Here is an 18,374-nt window from a genome sequence, read left to right as displayed (position 1 = left end):
CTTGCCGCCCGGTCGCGGAACGTCTTGCGTACCCCTTGCCGCGGCCGGGCAGTCCGGCCCGCCGGACGGGGAACCGCCCGGTAGAGCCGCAGGGAGCATGTGCATGCGTCGGATCGGACGAACGGATCTGTCGCGAGTCGCGCGCCCCGGGCACTTCGTCGCCAACGCCGTGGCGGTCGGCGGCATCGGAAACCTCGTTCTCGTCGCGGCCGTCGCGCACCTCGCGCTCAGCGGCCGGGACCCGGTCCCGCTGCGCGACCCCGGTGTCTGGATCATGCTGGCGCTGGTCGTCCTCGACGGCGTGCACACCGGCCTCACCCGGCGCGGCCTGTACGTGCCCGGCGCCATGCCGTCCGTCGCCGTCACCTACGGCCTGCTGCTGGTGCACGGCTGGGTGCTCGCCGCGCTGTGGCAGACCATCCCGGTCGCCCTCGCCGGGCTGATACGCCGCGACTCGCTGTGGCGCATCGCGTACACCGTCGGCCATTACGTGCTCGCCTTCGTCGCCGCCGACCTCGTGCTGCACCTGTGCCGAATACGCCCCGAGGGCGGCACGCCGCGGCACCTCGCCGCGATCGAACTGCCCGTCGTCCTGGCCGCCGGCTGCTGCCTGGTGATGGTGTCGCAGGGCATCGGCTGGCTGCTGCGCGCCAGTTGGCGCGGCATGCGGGCGCGCACCCTGGCCCGCGAGGAGATGCGGTCGCGGTGCATCGCGCACGGCGCCCTCATCGGCATAGCCCCGCTCATCGCGATCGTCGAGTACACCAGCCCGTGGGTGCTGCCGCTGTTCGCGATACCCCTGTACAGCCTCTACCAGAGCACCCGGGTCAGCTTCGACCGCGAACAAGAGGTGCGGCACGACGCGTTGACCGGCCTGCCGAACCGGCGGCTGCTGCTCGAACGCGGCGACAGCGCGCTGCGCGAGTCCGGCGGCCGCGGCAAGGTCGCCCTCTTCCTGCTCGACCTGCACCGCTTCCACGAGGTCAACGACACCCTCGGACACCTGGCCGGCGACCGCCTGCTCCAGCAGGTAGGGCGCCGGCTGCTCAGCGTCGTGGGCAGCGGCGACACCGTCGCGCGGCTCGGCGGCGACGAGTTCGCGGTGCTCGTCCCCGACCTGTATCCGGCCGATTCCGACGCCGGCCCGCTGACCGCGAACCGGGTCGCGATGTCGCTGGCCCGCCAGGTCGTCGAGGTGCTCGGCGAGCCGTTCGAACTCGACGACCTCTCCCTCGACATCGAGGTCAGCGTCGGCGTCGCCGTCTTCCCCGACCACGCCACCGGCATGCAGGGCCTGCTCCAGTACGCCGACGTCGCGATGTACCTCGCCAAGCGGATGCGCAGCGGCGTCGAGCTGTACGACCCCGCGCGCGACGTCAACACCCGCGAGAAGCTGCTGCTGCTCGGCGACCTGCGCCGCGCCCTCGACGTCCACCAGGTCGAACTCCACTACCAGCCCAAGGTGTCCTTCACGACCGGCCGCGTGGACGGCTGCGAGGCGCTGGTGCGCTGGTGCCACCCGGACCGCGGCTACATCTCGCCCGAGGAGTTCGTGCACCTCGCCGAGGAGACCGGGCTGATGCCGCGGCTCACCCGGTACGTCGTCGACGAGGCCCTGTCGCAGGTCGCGCGCTGGCACAAGGAGGGCATCGACGTGCCGGTCGCGGTCAACGTGTCGGCCCGCGACATCCACGCGCCCGCGTTCGCCGACACCGTCGCCGCTGGCCTGCTGCGCTACGGCGTGCCGCCCGGCGCGCTGCACCTGGAGATCACCGAGCGCGTGCTGCTCGAGGAACCGCAGCGCGCCGCCGACAGCCTGGACGCGCTGCGCAAGCTCGGCGTCCGGCTCTCGCTCGACGACTTCGGCACCGGCTACTCCTCGTTCGTGCACCTGCGGCACATACCGGTGAGCGAGATAAAGATCGACCGCTCGTTCGTCGCGCGGCTGACCTCCGACGAGGAGGACGCCGCGATCGTCCGCTCCACCGTCGACCTCGCCCACTCGCTCGGCCTGCGCGTCGTCGCCGAGGGCGTCGAGGACGAGCCGACCTGGGACCGGCTGCGCGACCTGGGCTGCGACAGCGCGCAGGGCTGGCTCATCGCCCGCGCGCTGCCCCGCGACGAGGCCACCGCGTGGCTGGTCCGGCACGGCGTCGGCGCCCGCATGGCGCCGCAGCGCCGCGCCCCCGAGCAGCCGCGCCAGGGCCAGGTCACCGACCTCGCCCGCCCGCCGCACCACCCGACCCGGGTGACCGGATAACGCGCGACGACGCGCGGAACGCGGCGCGGACCGGCGACGTGCGGCACGGCGGGGCGGATATGAAATCGGCCCGCAACGTGCCGGGAACTAGGATGGCGGGGACCGAACAATTCCCCAGCCACCCCCATAAGGAATCGCTGCATGCCTGGCATCACGCGCGAGGAGGTCGCCCACCTCGCCCGGCTGTCGCGGCTGGAGCTCGGGGCCGAGGAGCTCGACCACCTCGCCACCCAGCTCGACGACATCATCGGCGCGGTCGCCCGCGTCGGCGAGGTCGCCGCCGACGACATCCCGCCGACGTCGCACCCGCTGCCGCTGACCAACGTCATGCGGCCCGACGAGATCCGCCCGGGGCTCACCCCCGAGCAGGCGCTCGCCGGTGCGCCGGCCGCCGAGGACCAGCGTTTCCGCGTCCCGCGGATCCTTGGGGAGGAGCAGTAGCCATGGCCGACCTGACCAGGCTCACCGCCGCCGAGACCGCCGCGCGCGTCGCGTCCGGCGACGTCTCCGCCGTCGAGGTGGCACAGGCCCACCTGGACCGCATCGCCGAGGTCGACGGCAAGGTGCACGCCTTCCTGCACGTCGACGCCGAGGGCGCGCTGGCCGCCGCGAAGGCGGTCGACGACCGCCGCGCCAAGGGCGACAGGCTCGGCCCGCTGGCCGGCGTCCCGCTCGCGCTCAAGGACGTGTTCACCACCAAGGGCGTCCCCACGACCTGCGGCTCGAAGATCCTCGAGGGCTGGGTCCCGCCGTACGACGCGACCGTCACCGCGAAGCTGCGCGAGGCCGGCGTCGTCATCCTCGGCAAGACCAACATGGACGAGTTCGCCATGGGGTCCTCCACCGAGAACTCCGCGTACGGGCCCACCCACAACCCGTGGGACCTGACCCGTATCCCCGGCGGCTCGGGCGGCGGCAGCGCCGCGGCGCTCGCCGCGTTCGAGGCGCCGCTGGCGATCGGCACCGACACCGGCGGCTCGATCCGCCAGCCCGGCGCGGTCACCGGCACGGTCGGCGTCAAGCCGACCTACGGCGGCGTGTCCCGCTACGGCCTGGTGGCCTTCTCGTCGTCGCTCGACCAGGCCGGCCCGTGCGCCCGCACCGTGCTCGACGCGGCGCTGCTGCACGCGACCATCGCCGGGCACGACCCGAAGGACTCCACCTCGATCGACGCCCCCGTCCCGGACGTGGTCGGCGCCGCCCGCAGCGGCGACGTGCGCGGCCTGCGGGTCGGCGTCGTCAAGGAGTTCGGCGGCGAGGGCTACCAGCCGGGCGTCGAGCAGCGCTTCCGCGAGGCCGTGGAGCTGCTGCGCGAGCTCGGTGCCGAGGTCGTCGAGATCTCCTGCCCGCACTTCACGTACGCGATGCCGGCGTACTACCTGATCGCGCCGTCCGAGGCGTCCTCCAACCTCGCGCGCTTCGACGCCATGCGCTACGGCCTGCGGGTCGGCGACAACGGCGACCGCTCCGCCGAGGAGGTCATGTCGCTGACCCGCGAGGCCGGCTTCGGCCCCGAGGTCAAGCGGCGCATCATGCTCGGCACGTACGCGCTGTCGTCGGGCTACTACGACGCCTACTACGGCCAGGCGCAGAAGGTCCGCACGCTCATCGCGCGCGACTTCGACGCCGCGTTCGCGCAGGTCGACGTGCTGGTCTCGCCGACCACGCCGACCACCGCGTTCCCGATCGGCGAGCGCGCCGACGACCCGATGGCGATGTACCTCGCCGACCTGTGCACCATCCCGTCGAACCTGGCCGGCAACGCGGCGATGTCGCTGCCGTGCGGGCTCGCGCCCGAGGACGGCCTGCCCGTCGGCCTGCAGATCATCGCGCCGACCATGGCCGACGACCGTCTCTACAAGGTCGGCGCCGCGGTCGAGGCGGGCTTCCTCGCGAAGTGGGGCGCCCCGCTGCTCGACCAGGCACCGGCACTGTGACGCCGCCGCCGCTGACGTTCTGAACCCCGACAGGAGTACTCAGATGGCCAAGAAGAAGGCCCCCAAGAGCAAGGCCGGGAAGTTCATCGGCCTCGGCATGCAGGTGTTCGGCGCGATCGGCGTCATGAAGCAGATCAAGGAGGCCAAGGGCAAGCACGACCGCCTGGAGATGGCCGACGCGATCATCTCGGCCGCCGCCGTGGTGACCGGCTTCGCCCTGCTCATCCGCGCGCTGCGCGAGGAGCAGGAAGCGGCGGGGGAGATCGAGGGACTGTGAGCAGCACGACCGACCTGATGTCGTACGAGGACGCGCTGGCCTCGTTCGACCCCGTCATGGGCCTCGAGGTGCACGTCGAGCTCGGCACGAACACCAAGATGTTCTGCGGGTGTTCCACCGAGTTCGGCGGCGAGCCGAACAGCCAGGTCTGCCCGACCTGCCTCGGCCTGCCCGGCGCGCTCCCGGTGGTCAACCGCACCGCCGTCGAGTCGGCGATCCGCATCGGCCTCGCGCTGAACTGCGACATCGCCGAGTGGTGCCGCTTCGCCCGGAAGAACTACTTCTATCCGGACATGCCGAAGAACTTCCAGACCTCGCAGTACGACGAGCCCATCGCCTTCGGCGGGTACCTCGACGTCGAGGTCCAGGGCAAGACGTACCGCGTCGGCATCGAGCGCGCGCACATGGAGGAGGACACCGGCAAGTCGACCCACGTGGGCGGCGCGACGGGCCGCATCCACGGCGCCGACTACTCGCTGCTCGACTACAACCGGTGCGGCATCCCGCTCATCGAGATCGTCACCAAGCCGATCGAGGGCGCGGGCGAGCTGGCCCCCGAGATCGCCAAGGCGTACGTCGCCGAACTGCGCGACCTCATCAAGGCGCTCGGCGTCTCCGAGGCCCGTATGGAACTCGGCCAGATGCGCTGCGACGCCAACCTGTCGCTGCGCCCGCACGGCCGCGAGAAGTTCGGCACCCGCTCGGAGACGAAGAACGTCAACTCGCTGCGCTCGGTGGAGCGCGCGATCCGCTTCGAGATCCAGCGGCACGCCACCGTGCTCTCCGAGGGCGGCACGATCGTCCAGGAGACCCGGCACTTCCACGAGGACGACGGCACCACGACGTCGGGCCGCGTGAAGGAGGAGGCCGAGGACTACCGGTACTTCCCGGAGCCCGACCTCGTGCCGGTGGCGCCGTCCCGCGAGTGGGTCGAGGAACTGCGCGCGACGCTGCCGGAGAAGCCGTCGGCACGCCGCAAGCGGCTCCAGGCCGAGTGGGGCGTCAGCGACTTCGACATGCAGTCGGTGGTCAACGCCGGCGCGGTCGACGCGATCGTCGACACCGTCGCGGCCGGCGCCGACTCGGACGCGGCCCGCAAGTGGTGGCTCGGCGAGCTGGCCCGCAACGCCAACGAGCGGGGCGTCGAGGTCACCGCGCTGCCGATCACCCCGGCGCAGGTCGCGCGGGTCGCCGCGCTGGTCAAGGCGGGCGAGCTCAACGACAAGCTGGCGCGCCAGGTCATCGAGGGCGTGCTCGCGGGCGAGGGCGACCCCGACGCGGTCGTCGAGAAGCGCGGCCTGAAGGTCGTGTCCGACGAGGGCGCGCTGGGCACCGCGATCGACGAGGCCATCGCCGCCCAGGCGGGCGCGGTCGCCAAGATCCAGGCCGGCAACCTCGGCCCGGTCGGCGCGCTGATCGGCGCCGTCATGAAGGCCACGCGCGGCCAGGCCGACGCGGCGCGGGTACGCGAGCTGATCCTGGAGAAGCTCGGCGTCTCCTGACGCCTGTCGACTCGGACACGGTCGGCGGTACGACGCCGAAGGGCGCCGGTCCCCTCACGGGGGCCGGCGCCCTTCGCCGTGGTGGTGGCCGTTCCGGTGCCCGTTGCGGCGCCGGCGCGGTCAGAAGCGCAGCAACTGCGCCTGCAGCGTGACGGTCTGGTCGAACCCGACGCGCGGCAGCCCGGGCGGGCCGCTGGAGACCACCACGGCGGCCATGTCGCCGTTGTCGATGTACGCGACGCGGGCGAACCTGCCGTCGGCGCCCGGCCGTTTGGCGACCCGGCCGCTGATCTGGTCGACCGCGGTGGTGCGCTGCAGCGGTTCGGGCAGCACGTACAGGTCGTACTCGTCCTGGAGCGCGGCCGGCACCTGGCCGCTCGCGATGTCCTGGTCGAACTGCTTGCGCCCGGCCGGGCCCTCGAACCAGAGCAGGTAGATCTCGGTGCGCACACCGTCGGCGGTGCGCCACGACGTCGCGGCGATGTTCCGCACGCCGATGTCGTTGACCAGCGGGGTGACCTGCTCGGGGCGCAGGTACGCCTTGCCGAACGCCGTCGTGTCCACCCAGCTCCCGGCCGCGGGCCCGCCCTCGGCCGGCCTGGCGCCCTTCGGCGCGGGGAGCAGCAGGGTGCGCGGGTCGGCGCTGTGCAGCTGCTTGGCGTCGAGGTCGCCGCCGTCCTGGACGGTCGGCGCGGGCACGGGCGGGAGGGCGAGGCGCGGGAAGTCGTAGCGGCCGTCCGACTTCGTGCCGAGCCGGGGCATCTTCTCCCGACCGGGCAGTGTGACCAGCACGGCGGTAGCGGTGGCCACCGCGACCAGGACGAGCAGGGCGATCGGGAGCCGCCAAGCGGCGGACTTGTGCATGCTCATGCCTTCGCGCCCCCGGTCTGCTTCAGCTGGTCGATCTGGGCGCGCAGCAGGTCCGCGATGAGGCTGTGCGGCTCGATCGCCCGCCCGCTCCCGTTCTCCGCCGGTGCGCCGGACCCGCTCAGCCGGACGACGGTGTCGCCGACCACGGCGCCGCACATCACGTCCTCAAGGTCCTTCGGGTCCTTTCCCTTGTGCGCGAAGCACCAGGCGCCGTCGGCCTCGGCTCGGGTGTCGAACGCGGTCGCACCCATGCGGGAGAGCAGCGATTTCGCGCCATCATTCGCACGGCGTGCCGCCTCGGGCGTCTCCTGGGTGATCACGATCTTGACGTCGAAGCCGTTGAACCGGTGCCGGAACGTGCGGAACGCGGCCGCCTTCCAGTCGGCGTCCACCGCGTCGAGCCCGGGCGCCCCGATCCGCCGGGCGAGCCGGTCCGCCTGCGCCTGCAACTGCTCCTTCGTGAGCGGGCCGAAGGAGCCGAACTCCTGGTCGTCCGGGCCCCACGTCCACGCGTCCATGTTGAGCGCGAGGCCGTCGACGACGGCGCCGCGGTGCGTGCCGTCCGGCTGCAACGCGAATACCCCCGGCGCGGCCGGGGCGGCCGGCTTGCGTTCGACGACCGGCACCGCGGCGCGCGGCGCGGGCGGCCCGTCCTCGTGCCACAGCACGTACGCCATGCCGCCGACCACCAGGCCGATCACCAGCGCGACGGCGACCGCCCCCGTCACCAGCCACTGCACCACGCGTGCGTTCACAGCTTCGCCGCCTGGGCCACGGCCACGTCGAACGCCTTGTCCCCGTCGATGGGCGACTTCGCCTGGAACCAGATCACCATGAGCACGTCGCCGCGGTAGGCGCTCGCGCAGCCCAGGTAGAACTCGCTGCCGTCCTGCGGGTTCCAGATGTACAGCTTGCCGAGGTGCGTGCCCGGCAGGTCGCGCCTCGTGCCCGCCTGGTAGATCGGGTTCACGCCGGTGTGCGCCATGTACTCGGCCTGGTCCCTGGCCTCGCTGGTGTCGCGGCCGAACTGGTGCAGCTGGATGTCCACGTCGACGCCGTCCGCCGTCCACTGGCGCACCGCGATCCGCCGTACGCCGCCGCGCTGGAGCGCGCTGAAGCGGCGGGCGGGCTGCGTGGTGTCGTCGGCGTTCATGGCAAGCGACTGCCAGCCGTCGATGTTGCGCGGGAACTCCCAATCGGCGGCGCCCGGCGGCTTGGGGAGCAGCAGCTCGCGCAGGTCGCCGTCGCGGCGGACGAGCGCGTCCTCGCCCGCGGGCAGCTGCACCGGCTTCGCGTCGGCCGGCGGCTGCGGGTAGCGCGGGCCCGCCGCGACCAGCGGCGGCAGTGCCGCGGGGCGGTCGGACTGTACGGCGTAGCCGACGCCGGCACCGGCGACCAGGCCGAGCATGACCATCCACGCCATCAGGGGGCCGGTGTGTATGCGTATGCGGGGAGGATCGGCGTCGCGGTCCTCGGAAGCGTCGGATGGAAGAGACGACCCGATGAGAAAGACGCCCTCCTCAGGGGAAGGCGGTGCTGCGGATGACTCGTGTGACTCGTGCACGCGGCGCATCATGGCAGCCCCCAAGCCTTGTGAACAGGGGAGTTGCCTGTGGGGTGCGCGACGTGGAGGGCCGTATATGAGGTCCTCGGGACCCGCCTCAGACGGGCCTCAGAGACCACCGGGGTCTTAGACCGTCTTAGGGCGTCTTAGCCGCGGCCCTTCGCCGCGCCCGCGGCGCAAGATGCGGCATCCGCCCCATGCTCCGCCCACGACTGGGACGCGAACCTTGAGACATGCCCGGAACCGCCGGGAAACACCACAAGGAGTCCCAGACACCATGGTCCAGTACGAACTCTTCCAGATCCGCCAGCAGGAGATGCACCGGGCCGCGGCCCACGAGCGGCTCGTCGCGCGGGCGCTCCGGGCCCGGCGCGAGGCCCGGCGCCAGGAGCGCGCCGCCGCCGAGGCGAGTTCACGGATATGCGCCGGCGTCGCGGGGTCAGTACGGCCCGCGGTGTGAACCGGACCACGGCCGACCGCCCGAGCGCCGGTCGGCCCGTACCGGAGACGAGGGGCCCGGACGCGGCGTACCGCGGCTGGGCCCCTCGGCATTGACCTGCGCGATCGCATTCCGCCTGCGGAGAAATGGAGGGGCTTTGTGACGCTTCCTCATGGCATGCTCGACCCCGTGTCCACACTCGCCGTCAGTCCCGTCTTCGTCGGTAGGCTCCCGGAGCTGTCGCGCCTGGCCGAGGCCAAACGGGAGGCGGACGCCGGTGTCCCCGGCGTGCTGCTCATCGGCGGCGAGGCGGGCGTCGGCAAGACCAGGCTGCTCCAGGAGTTCCTCGACCAGGCCGACGCTGACGGCGCTGTCGTCGCGCTCGGCGGCTGCCTGGAGCTCGGCGCCGAAGGCCTGCCGTTCGCGCCCGTGTCGGCCGCGATGCGGGTGCTCGGCGACGTCCTCGGCGACGAACTCGAGGCCGCCGTCGCGGGCCGCGAACAGGACCTGTCGTGGGTCATGCCGCACCTCAACGCGTCGCACGCGCGCGACACCTCGGGCGACTACGACCGGGCCCGGCTCTTCGAACTCATGCTGCGCGTCCTCGAACGCCTCGGCGGCCAGCGCACCCTGATCGTCGCCCTCGAGGACCTGCACTGGGCGGACGCGTCCACCCGCGAACTCCTCTCGTTCCTCGTCCGCTCGCTGCGCCGCGGCCGCATCCTCGTCATCGGCACCTACCGCGCCGACGCCATCGACCGGCGGCACCCCATGCGGGCGTTCCTCGCCGAACTCGACCGCACCCGCACCGTGCGCCGCCTCGAACTCGGCCGGCTCACCCGCGCCCAGGTCGGCGAGCAGCTGCGCGGCATCCTCGGCGAGGAGCAGCCGCGCCGGCTCATCCGGCAGATCCACCAGAAGTCCGAGGGCAACGCGTTCTTCGTCGAGGAACTCGCGTGCAGCGTGCGCTGCGGACGGCTCGACGGGCTCTCCGACACGCTCCGCGACCTGCTGCTCATACGCGTCGAGGAACTCCCCGACGACACCCAGCGGGTGGTCCGGCTCGCCGCCGTCGGAGGCCCCACCGTCGGACACCGGCTGCTCGCCGAGGTCACCGGGCTCGGCCCCTCCGAACTCGACGACGCGCTGCGCAGCGCCGTGTCGAGGCACGTCCTCATCCCCAACCGGGCCGGGGACGGCTACTGCTTCCGGCACGCGCTCGTGCGCGAGGCCGTACGCGACGACCTGCTGCCCGGCGAGCGCATGCGCAAGTACGCGCGGTACGCCGAAGTCCTCGACCGCTGGCCCGACCTCGTGCCGAGCGACGAGTACGCGAGCCGGCTCGCCATGTACTGGTACCACGCCGGGCGCGCCACCGAGGCGCTGCCGGCCGTGCTCGCCGCCGCCGAAGCGGCCCGCGTCCGCTACGCGTTCGGCGAGCAGTTCCGGCTCCTGGAACGCGCGCTCGAACTGTGGGAACAGGTCGCCGACCCCGAAGAGCTCACCGGCATCACCCTGCTCGACCTACTGATCGCGGCGATCATGCCGGCCCGCTTCGACAACGCCTTCGACAAGGCCCTGGCCTTCACCCGCCAGGCGCTCGACCTCATCGACCCCCAGCAGGACCCGCGGCTCGCCGCCCACCTGTGGACCAGCCGCGCCAACCTGCTCCGGATGAGCAACCGCGCCGGCGGCCTGGCCGAACTCCGCAAGGCAGAAGCCCTCCTCGTCGACCTGCCGCCGTCCATCGAACACGCCCGCGTGCTCGGCCAGATCGCCCGCGACCAGATGCTCGACGACCCCACCGAGCAGTCCGTCGCCACCGCCCGCGACGCGCTCGCCATCGCCCGGCAGGTCGGCAGCCGCGCCGACGAGGCCACCATCCTCAAGACGCTCGCCAACCTCCAGATCAGCCTCGGGCACATCGAAGCCGGACTCGCCACCTTCGACGAGGCCTGCGCCATCGCGGAGAAGGTCGCCGAGCCCGACGTCATGTGCCTCGTGCTCAGCAACCTGTCGTCCATCTACGAAGGCCTCGGCCGGCACGCCGACGCCGTCGACGCGGCCCGCAGGTCGCTCGACATCGCCCGCGAATACCGCCTGGTACGGGGCTTCGGCGCGTTCTCCATCGGCAACCTCGCCGAGAGCCTGATCTCGCTCGGCGAATGGGACGAGGCCGAGGCGCTCCTCGACGAACTGTTCGAGCACGACCCCAAGCCGGAGACGCTCGGCCACGCGCACCGGCTCAACGTCGAGGTCGCGCTCGCCCGCGGCGACATCGCGCGCGCCGTCCGCTGCCTCGACCAGGCCCGCGTCATCTCCGGCGCGAGCTTCGTCGAACCGCAGTTCCGCATACCGGTCCGCACGCTCGAGGTCGCCGTCGCCCGCCGCCTCGGCAAACTGCCCGAGGTCCGCGAACTCATCCGCGCCGAACTCAACGCGGGCTTCCCGGCCGGCGCGCAGCGCTACGCCTGGCCCCTCCTCGTCGAGGCCGCGCGCGCCGAAGGCGACGTCACCGAACTCGCCGGCTACCCGCGCGGCGGCGCCGAACTCAAGGCCCGGCAGGACGCCCTCAAGCGGATCCGCACCGCCGCGCTGGCCCTGGCCCGCGACTGCGCCCTCGACGAGGCCCACGCCGTCAACCTGCGCGCCGAACTCGCCCGCGCCGAAGGCGAGGCGACCGTCGACCTGTGGGAACAGGCCGTCGCCGCCTGGGAGGAGAACTCCCAGCCGTACATCCTCGCCCGCGTCCGCAGCCGCCTCGCGACCGCCCTCATCGCCGCCGGCGACCGCCAACGCGCCGCCGACGTCCTCTCCGCGGCCCACACCGCCGCCGCCGCACTCGGCGCCCGCCCCCTGACCGAGGAAACCGAACTCCTCGCCCGCCGCGCCCGCCTCCCCCTCGACGGCACCCCCACCACCCCGGGCCCCCGCGACCCCCTTGCCCCCGACCCCGCCGACGGCCCCATGCTCACCCCCCGCGAACGCGACGTCCTACGACTCGTCGTCGACGGCCGCAGCAACCGCCAGATCGCCGAAGAACTCTTCATCAGCGTGAAAACCGCGAGCGTCCACGTCTCGAACATCCTCGGCAAACTGGAAGTAAGCAGCCGAGGCGAAGCCGCCGCCCTGGCCCACCGCCTCCAACTCGTCGACTCAGCCTGACCCGCCGCACGCTCCGCGAGGGACGGGGTGGGCTGCTGGAGACGGCACGGCCCGCCTTCGCACGGCTCCGGGCACCGGAGAGTCCCGCACAACGCGCCCCCGCCCGCACAGGCCCGCGCGCTGCGGCGCCGCTCAGGCGATTTGCGGCCGCATGCGCCGGGCCAGGGCCACTCCGACCCGTCCTGGCGCGCTCCGCGCGGGGACGGGAGAGGTGGCCCAACGGTGTGGACGAGTCGGCGCGCTGACGTGGGCCGTTCCGACTCGTCGACTCGGCCTGGCGGGCTCCGCTCTGCGCGAGTGAGCGGCGTTCGGCGCTGGAGGCACGGCACGGGCCGTCTGCGTACGGCTCCAGGTACCGGCGAGTTCCGCGCCGCGCCACCGTCGCGCAAGCCTGAGGTCTGCTGCGCCGGATGCCGGTGAGGGCCGCTCCGGTGGGGCGTGTTGTCTCGGGTGCAGGTGTGCGTCTGCGGTCAGGCGCCTGTCTGCCCGTCCCCGCGTGGAGCGCGGCGGTTCACGTCGGCGGCCGCAGTCGTTGGTCTCGCCTGCTCGCCTGCTCGCCTGCTCGTTCTCAGGTGGTTTTCAGGTGGAGGATTCGGTCGTCGCCGGGTTTTGGGGTGCCTCGGCCGTCGGTGTTGCTGGTGGTCAGCCAGAGGCCTCCGCCTGGGGCGGGGAGGACGGTGCGGAGGCGGCCGTAGGCGTTTTGGAGGTAGGCGGTGGCGGGGCCGAGGGTGGTGCCTCGGATGGGGACCTGCCAGAGGCGGGTGCCTCGGAGGGAGGCGACGTAGATGACGTCGTCGACGATGGCGATGCCGCTCGGGGAGGCCTCGGCGACGGGCCATTGGGCGAGGGGGTCGACGAAGCGGGGGTCGCCGGCGTGGCCTTCGACGATCGGCCAGCCGTAGTTGGCGCCCGGGGTGATCAGGTTGAGTTCGTCCCAGGTGTTCTGGCCGAACTCGCTGGCCCAGAGGCGGCCGCCCGAGTCCCAGGCGAGGCCCTGCACGTTGCGGTGGCCGAGGCTGTAGACGGGGGAGCCGGGGAACGGGTTGCCGGGGGCGGGGGCGCCGTCGGGGGTGAGGCGGAGGATCTTGCCGCCGAGGGAGCCCGGGTCCTGGGCGAGCGGTTTGTCGCCCGACTCGCCGGTGCCGGCGTACAGCATGCCGTCCGGGCCGAAGGCGATCCGGCCCCCGTTGTGCACGCTGCCCGCCGGGATGCCCGACAGCAGGACCTCGGGCGCGCCGAGCGTGTCCCCGGTGTACCGCATCCGCGCGATCCGGTTGTCGTGCGCCGTCGTGTAGTACGCGTACACCAGCCCGTCGCGCGCGAAGTCCGGTGACAGCGCGAGCCCCAGCAGCCCGCCTTCCCCGTTGTGCACGACGCCGGGCACGTTCCCCACCCGTACCGCCCCAGGCGTCCCCGGCCGGATCCTGGACACCGTGCCGGTGTCGCGGGACGCGACCAGTGCGTCGCCGTCCGGCAGGACCGCGACGCCCCACGGCGTGTCGAGCCCCGTCGCGACGTCCCCGGTGACGGTGACCTCCCCGAGCGCGGTGGCGGTGGGCCCAGGCGGCAGGGTGACCGGGGCGGGTGACCCGTCGGCGACGGGGGCGGGCTTGGCCCCGTCGGAGGAGGACGAGGTGCAGCCCGGGAGGGCGGCCAGCACCGCGGCCGCGAGCAGTGCGGCGGCCGGCCGTGCGCGTCTGCCGCGGGCCGCGCGCCGGTCGGGCGCGGGTCCGGCTGCCGTCATGTGTCACCACCGTCCGGGTCGGGTCCGTCGCGGGGGAGGCCGCCGCCGCAGCGCGACGGGGCCCGCGCTCGTAGAGTGCCCCGCATGGCCATTCCCACGCCCCCGGCCGGCGCCGGACCCGACCGGCTCCTGATCCCCTACGAGCCCGCCGCCCTCGGCGACCTGCCGCCCGGCCTCGACATCGAGGTCTACGACGGCTTCTCGGCGCCGCCGACCCGGCATGACGACGTCGCGTTCTACGTGCTGCCGTACACGTTCGACCCGGCGCCGCTGCGCCTGCTGCGTGACATGCCGCAGGTGCGGTTCGTGCAGACGCTGACCGCCGGCTACGAGCACGTGCTGCCCTACCTGCCGCCGGGCGCGGTGCTCGCGAACGGCCGTGGGATCCACGAGACGAGCACGGCCGAGCTGGCGGTGGCGCTCACGCTGGCGTCGCTGCGCGGCATTCCGTCGTTCGTGCGCGGCCAGGACGCGGGGGAGTGGCGGGACGGCTTCTATCCGGCGCTCGCCGACAAGACGGTCGTGATCGTGGGCTACGGCGCGATCGGCGAGGCCGTCGAGCGGCGCCTCGCGGGCTTCGAGGTCGACCTGGTCCGGGTCGCGCGCAGCGCGAGGACGACGGCGGACGGCCTGCCGGTGCACGCCATAAGCGAGCTGCCCGCGCTGCTGCCCGCCGCCGACGTCGTCATCGTGTGCACGCCTCTGACGGACGAGACCCGCGGCCTGGTGGACGCCGAGTTCCTCGCGCGCATGCACGACGGCGCGCTGCTGGTGAACGTGGCGCGGGGCCTGGTGGTGGACACCAAGGCGCTGCTCGCCGAGGTGTCCACGGGCCGGATCACCGCCGCCGTCGACGTCACGGACCCCGAGCCGCTGCCCGCGGACCACCCGCTGCGTTTCGCGCCGGGTGTGCTGATCAGCCCGCACGTGGGTGGGAGTTCGTCGGCGTTCCTGCCGCGCGCGATGCGCCTGGTGCGGAACCAGGTGACCGCCTGGGCGACGGGCGCGCCGCTCGCGAACATCGTGCACGGCGGCTGAGGCCCTCCCCCCGCGCGTCCGGCGAGCCGCGGATGACAACCTCGTGACCTGTCCGACCCGTATCCGGTTGGTCAGGGTAGGGGCGGGCACGGCCGCCGGGGACGAGGAACGGGGCGGCATGGGCATCGATGCCACACAGGTCGGCGACGGCGGGGTACGGCTGGACGAGGCGGGGTCGGCGGCACCGGCCCGACCGCCGCGTCCCCGCGTCCCCCCGGGCCGGCCTGCGCCCGTACCCGGCCCGTCCGGGCGCACCGCACGCGCCGAGCCCTGGGCGCGGGCCGTGCCCTACGTCATCGCGCTCGGCGCGTTCACCCTCTACGCGACGTACTCGCTGCTCAAGCACCGCCGCATGGAGACGCACGCCTACGACCTGGGCCTGTTCGAGCAGGTGGTGCGCAACTACGCGCACTTCCGCGCGCCCGTCTCGGACATCCGCGAGCCGGGCTTCAACGTGCTCGGCGAGCACTTCCACCCGATCCTGGCGACGCTCGCCCCGTTCTACCGGCTCGTGCCGTCCCCGCAGACGCTCCTGGTCGCGCAGGCGCTGCTGATCGCCCTGTCCGTCGTGCCGGTGACGCGCATCGGCCGCCGCGTCTTCGGCCCGCTCGGCGGCGCCGCGTTCGGGGCGGCGTACGCGCTGTCGTGGGGCCTGCAGAGCGCCGTGGCGTTCGAGTTCCACGAGGTCTGCTTCGCCGTGCCGATGCTGGCGTTCGGCCTGGAGCGGTTCCTCAAGGCCGAGTACCGCGCGGGTGTGCTGTGGCTGCTGCCGCTGGTGCTGGTCAAGGAGGACCTGGCGCTGACGCTGCTGGCGGCGGGCTGCTGGCTGGCGCTGCGCAGGCAGTGGCGGTGGGCGGCGGTCGCGGTCGGCGCCGGCGCGGTCGCCTTCGCGCTGGTGGTGTTCGTCGTGCTGCCGTCGGTCAATGCGCACGGCACCTACCCGTTCTGGAGCAGCCTGGACGGCGGCCCCGCGCACGTCGGGAACACCGCCTCCGACACCACCGCGGGCGACGTCCCGCTCGGCCGACTGGTCCTGGACCTGCCGCACAACCTGCTGTTCCCGCGCGAGAAGTGGATGACGCTGCTCACGCTGCTGCTGCCCACCGGCTTCCTGGCGCTGCGCTCGCCGCTGCTGGCCCTCGTCGTACCGACGCTGCTGTGGCGGTTCACGTCGAGCAACCAGTACTACTGGGGCATCGCCTTCCACTACAGCGCGGTCCTGATGCCGATCGTCTTCGCGGCGTTCGCGGACGCCGTCGTCACCCTGCGCGCGTCGCGGCGCGACTGGCTGCGCCGGTACGCGGCCAAGGCCGCGATCGTGCCGCTCGCCGTGTCGCTGACGCTGTGCCGGGACTTCCCGCTCATCGACCTGCTGCACAGCGAGAGCTGGAAGGTCTCCTCGGACGTCCGCGGCGCGCAGCGCGTTCTCGGCGCGATCCCGGACGGCGCCGACGTCAGCAGTACCGAACGCCTCGCGCCCAGGCTGACCAGCCGGACCCGCGTGACGAACTTCCCCACCGTGCTGCCCGGACCCGGCTACGTCGTCGCCGACTCGTGGGACGGCAAGGGCGAGTGGGTCCGCACCTGGCTCGAGTACCTGCGCGGCCAGGGCTTCCGGCAGGTCGCGGAGGGCTCAGGCGTCGTCGTCCTGCGCCGGGACTAGGCGGGACCTGGCGGGACCGGCCCCGAGCCCTCCCGCCGCCGGGCGTCACTCCTGCGGCGTGCCGCAGAACGTCCGCTCCGCCTCGAAGGGGTCGGACGGCACCCGAAGCCGCGTGCGGTCCCACGAGCCGGTCAGGTTCTTCCAGAAGCGCCCGGCCGTCAGCGGCTTCTCGGTGGAGTCCACCAAGTCCTTGAGGTCCCCGCAGGTGAGTGCGTGCCGGGCGGCCACGACGGCGTCCTTGTCGATGTTCGCGTCGTCGGGGAGCGCGACCACCGCGGCCGGGTCGGCGTACTTGGCGAGCACCCACGTCAGCGGCAGCGACTTCTCGTGCCCGGCCCGCCCGGGCTTGTCGAGCCGCAGGTGCCCGGCGAGCGGCGTCGCCAGGCCGTTGCGGTCGACGACGACCTCGTCGAGCTTGAGCATGGCCGCCGTCATGCCGAGGTTGTCCCAGAAGAACGCGAGGCTCTTCCCGCGCCCCGGTGCGAGCGGGATCGTCGTCAGGTAGTCGGAGTCCGTCTGGTTGCTGTGCGCCATGTAGAGCAGCACCGGAACGGGACTGCGCCGGGCCTTCTCCACCAGCGGGACGAGGTAGCGCCCCCATGCGCCTGTGGTGTGGTCCCGGCTGTTCACCGGATGCCGCGCCTCGAAGAACGCGGCCTCGAACTCCCGCTCGTTGGTGATCATCTGCGGGCCCCACGTCATGTTGCGGTACGACGTGCGCGCGTCCACCCCCGCGACCGTCGCCCACAGCCCGAGCAGCGCGACGATCACCCCCACGGGGCGCGTCGCCGGGACGAGCAGCAGCGGCAGCAGCATGAGCAGCGTCGGCGTGAGCCACATGCGGGCGTGCATGTAGTCGCCGCCGACCCGCACCACATAGGCGCACAGCAGCAGCGCGGCCGCGATGGGCGCCGCCACCAGGACCGCCTCGCGCCGGTCGGGGCGGGTGCGCCCGTACAGATGCGTGACCAGCACGCAGAACAGCGCGAGCGGCAGCCACAGCTTGTACGTGCCGAGGAAGTCGTTGAAGTAGCCGAACCCGCGGTCCCAGTGCGAGCCGGACGCCTCCTTGGCCAGCCCCGGCATCGGCACGAGGATGCCGTAGTAGCCGGCGCGGAAGACCTCGTACGCCACCGGCAGCAGCGCCGCGGCGCCCGTCAGCGCGAGGCCGCCGCGCCACCGCACGCCGGTCAGCATCGTCATCGCGACCAGGAACACGGCGGACACCAGGGCGAAGTCGGGCCGCACCAGCGGGCCCAGGCCGAGGACGACCGCCGTGCCGTACCGCCGCACCGTCCCGTGCTCGGGCCGCGCCCGGACGAGCAGCCACCACGAGCCCGCCGCCCACAGCAGGCACAGGCCGGTCTCCAGGCCCGACGTCCCGTAGTCCCAGAAGGGGATGACGCCGAGCACCACCAGCGCGCCGGCCGGCAGCAGCAGCGCGTCCGAGCCACGGGACCGCTGGAAGCCGCGGGACGCGTCGAGCGCCACGGCGAGCGCCGCGACCGAGAGCAGGCCGCCGACACACACCGCGAGCAGTGCGAGGTCGCCGCCGAACAGCCAGCCGGCCGCGACGAGGATCCACGTCCACAGCACGCTCGTGTTGACCTCGTCGCGCTCGCCGACGTTGTAGGTGGGCCCGTCGCCCTCGAGGATCTGCTTCACCTGGCGCACCGCGATCAGCCCGTCGTCGCTGATCCACCGCCTCGCGTAGACCTCGGCGGCGAAGACGATCACGCACCCCGCCATGAATGCGACGGTCAGGTACGCGCGCAGCGTCGCCGGGCCGTCGTCGGTCGCGCCATGCAACCGCGCGCGTATCGCAGAGGCGCTCGCCACTGTCCCCTCCAAGGTTCGTCAGGGGGAGGGTAACGGCGCGAATCGGCTGGCGCGGCGGCGGTCTCCCGCGTGGCGG

14 protein-coding genes are annotated in these 18,374 nt (G+C 73.1%); 9 read left to right on the top strand and 5 right to left on the bottom strand.

Annotation, left to right across the window (positions count from 1 at the left end; all coding sequences use genetic code 11):
* Positions 1-103: 103 nt before the first annotated feature.
* From QI554_RS24800 to gatB, 5 genes are all read left to right on the top strand, one after another.
* Complete coding sequence (locus tag QI554_RS24800) at positions 104-2,260, top strand: putative bifunctional diguanylate cyclase/phosphodiesterase (RefSeq protein WP_281472452.1); 2,157 nt, start codon at positions 104-106, stop codon at positions 2,258-2,260.
* 141 nt (positions 2,261-2,401) lie between these two features.
* Positions 2,402-2,701 (top strand): Asp-tRNA(Asn)/Glu-tRNA(Gln) amidotransferase subunit GatC, encoded by a 300-nt coding sequence (gene gatC, locus QI554_RS24795; RefSeq protein WP_281472450.1) that lies wholly within the window; start codon positions 2,402-2,404, stop codon positions 2,699-2,701.
* A gap of 2 nt (positions 2,702-2,703) precedes the next feature.
* Positions 2,704-4,197: an Asp-tRNA(Asn)/Glu-tRNA(Gln) amidotransferase subunit GatA gene (gene gatA / locus QI554_RS24790; RefSeq protein WP_281472448.1), complete on the top strand. Its 1,494-nt coding sequence runs from the start codon at positions 2,704-2,706 to the stop codon at positions 4,195-4,197.
* A gap of 43 nt (positions 4,198-4,240) precedes the next feature.
* Positions 4,241-4,474, top strand: coding sequence for a hypothetical protein (locus QI554_RS24785; RefSeq protein WP_281472446.1), 234 nt, complete (start codon positions 4,241-4,243; stop codon positions 4,472-4,474).
* Complete coding sequence (gatB, locus tag QI554_RS24780) at positions 4,471-5,976, top strand: Asp-tRNA(Asn)/Glu-tRNA(Gln) amidotransferase subunit GatB (RefSeq protein ID WP_281472444.1); 1,506 nt, start codon at positions 4,471-4,473, stop codon at positions 5,974-5,976. The genes QI554_RS24785 and gatB overlap by 4 nt, the downstream gene beginning before the upstream one ends.
* Positions 5,977-6,096: 120 nt before the next feature.
* Here the strand turns inward: gatB and QI554_RS24775 are convergent, their stop codons facing one another.
* Genes QI554_RS24775 through QI554_RS24765 form a run of 3 tightly spaced genes read right to left on the bottom strand, consistent with a single transcriptional unit; the run spans position 6,097 to position 8,269 of the window.
* Complete coding sequence (locus QI554_RS24775; RefSeq protein ID WP_281472442.1) at positions 6,097-6,846, bottom strand: hypothetical protein; 750 nt, start codon at positions 6,844-6,846, stop codon at positions 6,097-6,099.
* Positions 6,843-7,601, bottom strand: a complete 759-nt coding sequence (locus QI554_RS24770; protein ID WP_281472440.1) for a hypothetical protein — start codon at positions 7,599-7,601, stop codon at positions 6,843-6,845. The genes QI554_RS24775 and QI554_RS24770 overlap by 4 nt, the downstream gene beginning before the upstream one ends.
* Positions 7,598-8,269 (bottom strand): hypothetical protein, encoded by a 672-nt coding sequence (locus QI554_RS24765; RefSeq protein ID WP_281472438.1) that lies wholly within the window; start codon positions 8,267-8,269, stop codon positions 7,598-7,600. The genes QI554_RS24770 and QI554_RS24765 overlap by 4 nt, the downstream gene beginning before the upstream one ends.
* Before the next feature lie 418 nt (positions 8,270-8,687).
* Between QI554_RS24765 and QI554_RS24760 the strand changes: the two genes are divergently transcribed.
* Entirely contained in the window at positions 8,688-8,870 is a 183-nt protein-coding gene (locus QI554_RS24760) for a hypothetical protein (RefSeq protein WP_281472437.1), read from the top strand.
* A gap of 138 nt (positions 8,871-9,008) precedes the next feature.
* Positions 9,009-12,014, top strand: a complete 3,006-nt coding sequence (locus tag QI554_RS24755; protein ID WP_281472436.1) for a helix-turn-helix transcriptional regulator — start codon at positions 9,009-9,011, stop codon at positions 12,012-12,014.
* Between the two features lie 568 nt (positions 12,015-12,582).
* Here the strand turns inward: QI554_RS24755 and QI554_RS24750 are convergent.
* Positions 12,583-13,758, bottom strand: a complete 1,176-nt coding sequence (locus tag QI554_RS24750) for a PQQ-dependent sugar dehydrogenase (RefSeq protein ID WP_281472435.1) — start codon at positions 13,756-13,758, stop codon at positions 12,583-12,585.
* An 84-nt stretch (positions 13,759-13,842) separates the two neighbouring features.
* On the opposite strand from QI554_RS24750, the gene QI554_RS24745 reads away from it, so the two are divergent.
* Together QI554_RS24745 and QI554_RS24740 are read left to right on the top strand one after the other, a co-directional pair.
* Positions 13,843-14,796, top strand: a complete 954-nt coding sequence (locus QI554_RS24745; RefSeq protein ID WP_281472434.1) for a 2-hydroxyacid dehydrogenase — start codon at positions 13,843-13,845, stop codon at positions 14,794-14,796.
* Between the two features lie 118 nt (positions 14,797-14,914).
* Positions 14,915-16,459, top strand: a complete 1,545-nt coding sequence (locus tag QI554_RS24740) for a DUF2079 domain-containing protein (protein WP_281472433.1) — start codon at positions 14,915-14,917, stop codon at positions 16,457-16,459.
* Positions 16,460-16,504: 45 nt separating this feature from the next.
* On the opposite strand, the gene QI554_RS24735 is transcribed toward QI554_RS24740, so the two are convergent.
* Positions 16,505-18,298, bottom strand: coding sequence for an arabinofuranosyltransferase AftB family protein (locus QI554_RS24735; RefSeq protein ID WP_281472432.1), 1,794 nt, complete (start codon positions 18,296-18,298; stop codon positions 16,505-16,507).
* Positions 18,299-18,374 lie beyond the last annotated feature (76 nt).

The organism is Yinghuangia seranimata, assembly GCF_029953285.1.
GTDB classification, from domain to species: Bacteria; Actinomycetota; Actinomycetes; order Streptomycetales; family Streptomycetaceae; genus Yinghuangia; species Yinghuangia seranimata.
Note: the sequence above shows the minus strand (reverse complement) of the source record. Positions and strands in the feature narration are given on the sequence as shown.